Raw genomic sequence first — 2,826 nt, 5'->3', positions numbered from 1 at the left:
GTATGGTGATAGCACACTAGCACCCTAAAGGGTGCGTGTGTAAGGGGACGAGCCCCCTTAACCCCCTGTCAGCCGGCTGTCACCGGCTGTTATCGATTGTCACAAAAATGTTAACTTATGGGAGCAACAAGTATTCATGTACAGGCAGTGAAGCCGGGGAGCGAGATTCACAACTTTAGGGAAAAAGAATTGGACTATGTTCGTCCCGAACTTAGTCATTTGAATGAAAGCTGGGTTGGAGATAGCATCTCCCATCGGCTGGAAAGTGCGAAACAAAGATATCTCGATACGGTTGGGCAGAAGATGCAGGCTAAAGCCGCACCCATACGAGAGGGAGTAATAGTAATCAAACAAGAAACCACCATGCAGGAACTCCAGCAGTTTGCCACGGTCTGCAAAGAACGTTTCGGTATCGAAGCATTTCAAATCCATATACACAAGGACGAAGGATACATGAACACAAAGCAATGGACACCTAACCTTCATGCCCATGTAGTTTTCGATTGGACGCAGCCGAATGGGAAAAGTGTGCGTTTATCGCGTGATGACATGGCAGAACTCCAAACCATAGCATCTGAAACACTGGGCATGGAACGTGGCGTTTCTTCTGACCGCAAACATTTATCGGCTATGCAGTACAAGACCGAATGTGCGAAAGAACAGCTTCAGGAACTATCCAACGATATATCCAGTGCATTAGACAAACACAAGGACGTACAAAACCAGCTTCTTCAGCTTCAGAAAGAACTACGTTCCATTGAAACAAAGAAGAACGTCCAAAAACTCATTTCTAAGGCTTCAGAGAAGTTTTACGGCTTGATTGGAAAAACAGTCAACGATAGGGAAAAGGATGCCTTAAAAGCCAAAGTAAAGGCTTTAGAGGGGGAAAATGAACAGCTATCCGATAGACTGGGAAAGGCTATACTTGAAAAAGAGCGAAACGGCACAAAGGCATTCAAAGCCGAGAATGACAAGGAGTATTATAGACAACAAATGGACAACGCAAGGACAACCAGTAACCGATTAAGGACGGAGAACCAAGAACTAAAGACCGAAACCAAGGAATTGAAAAAAGAACTTGGTAAGATGAAAGACTTGTTCAATTCCGAACAACTGGAAGCTTTAAGGCATCATTTCCCAAACATATCAAAAGCTATGGAAGAGGGGAAAGACCTACTCAAGCAAATCACCAGAAGCAGAGGTTTCGGTATGGGTATGTAACCCCCCCCGCCCCCAAAGGGGGAGCGACCAAACGGCAGCTTCACTCAATGGAGTGTTACGCCGTTCGGATTCGGAAGAAATCTTGCAGGGTTCGGAAAACGGTTGTGTGCTTATTCTAAAAAAAGTTTATGGTGTGGCGCTCGTCGGGACGGGTGGTCCCGCCCCTTGCCGCTGGGCGCTCCCCGACCGATGATTTTTAAGTGACTGATTTTGTGCTGTTTTGGGGGTATATTAAGAATAGAAGAAATAGAATAAGTTAAGTACTTGATACACAATATAGGGCATTTTCCATATTGGAAATTCTCATTTTCCAATCTAGAAAATACTGATTTCCTAATATAATACTAAACAGGAAAATAATATTTCCCTTAATATTGTTTTTATGGAAAATAATAGTTTACTTTGTGGAGAATAATATTTCCCAAAAACACATCAAAATGGAAAATAAAAAAGCAGTTAAGTTAACCGATTTTCAAAAGAACGAAGAAAATCCTTTTATGAAACAAGCTATAGAAGGTATTGAAAATCATGTTGTTAAAAAGTATAAGAGTAATAGTGGTGGCGATAAGAGAGCCGTAGTAGCTTTAGCCGACACTGAAACTGGAGAAGTGTTTAAGACTTCGTTTATCCGTCAAATAGAAGTAGATGAAGAACAATTCACTAAATTGTATCTTTCTAACTTTGCTGCATTCTTTGACCTATCACAAGCAGCTATTCGGGTTTTTGGTTACTTTATGACCTGCATGAAACCCAAAAATGATTTAATCATCTTCAATAGAAAAAAATGCCTAGAATATACCAAATACAAAACAGACAAAGCCGTTTATAAAGGACTTGCAGAACTTGTAAAAGCTGAAATCATAGCCCGAGGACCAGCCGATAATCTTTGGTTTATTAATCCTCTGATAGTATTCAATGGTGACCGAGTGACATTTGCTAAAACATACGTTCGGAAAAAGACTTTAGCTGCCCAAAAGAAAGAAGAAGCAGAGAAACGACAATTATCACTTGGCTTTGATGAACAGTAACACTCCATTGAGTGAAGCTGCCGTTTGGTCGCTCCCCCTTTGGGGGCGGGGGGGGATAGATAAAGTTCCTCTATGTAAAGTTATAATGGGGGATGAAAGGCAAGGTTCGCTAACCTTACCCCGATTGTTTATGCTTCCCAGCATTCAATCTATCCCCGTTTATGGGTTTCTCTTTCACCCTACAAAGATAACCTCATGGGGGAAAAATGTCCAAGAATATGGGGTAAAAACTATCAAGTCGGTAGAAAATAAGTATCTTTGAAGTACATTTTTAGTAGGGGTACTGGTATGCCTAGACGAAGCAGATAGGCAAAAATAAAGCCGCTGGAGATGTCGGATGTCCGTCAATTAACTCCAGCGGCTTGTATTTTGGTAACTCTCCCGTATCGGTCAGCTACCGTTTGGTCAGCAACAAAGGTAGTACTTTATTATCGCAAATCCAAATGTTTTTCCCTTTATTTGTGCATTTACAAAACATTCACTAACTTCGCACCTATGCAGTATGGTGATAGCACACTAGCACCCTAAAGGGTGCGTGTGTAAGGGGACGAGCCCCCTTAACCCCCTGTCAGCCGGC

At 42.0% G+C, this 2,826-nt stretch carries 2 protein-coding genes; both read left to right on the top strand.

Annotation, left to right across the window (positions count from 1 at the left end; all coding sequences use genetic code 11):
- Window positions 1-117 precede the first annotated feature (117 nt).
- Complete coding sequence (locus ACESPU_RS21650) at window positions 118-1,221, top strand: mobilization protein (RefSeq protein WP_373133660.1); 1,104 nt, start codon at window positions 118-120, stop codon at window positions 1,219-1,221.
- Window positions 1,222-1,658: 437 nt separating this feature from the next.
- Complete coding sequence (locus ACESPU_RS21645) at window positions 1,659-2,249, top strand: replication/maintenance protein RepL (RefSeq protein WP_004295513.1); 591 nt, start codon at window positions 1,659-1,661, stop codon at window positions 2,247-2,249.
- The last annotated feature ends 577 nt before the right edge of the window (window positions 2,250-2,826 follow it).

This window comes from Parabacteroides sp. 20_3, from assembly GCF_964238835.1.
Taxonomy (GTDB): Bacteria; Bacteroidota; Bacteroidia; order Bacteroidales; family Tannerellaceae; genus Parabacteroides; species Parabacteroides distasonis.
Note: the sequence above shows the minus strand (reverse complement) of the source record. Positions and strands in the feature narration are given on the sequence as shown.

Excerpts from the sequence above, each read along its gene's own strand:
- ACESPU_RS21650 (WP_373133660.1), top strand. The coding sequence starts at position 118 with ATGGGAGCAACAAGTATTCATGTACAGGCAGTGAAGCCGGGGAGCGAG.
- ACESPU_RS21645 (WP_004295513.1), top strand. The coding sequence starts at position 1,659 with ATGGAAAATAAAAAAGCAGTTAAGTTAACCGATTTTCAAAAGAACGAA.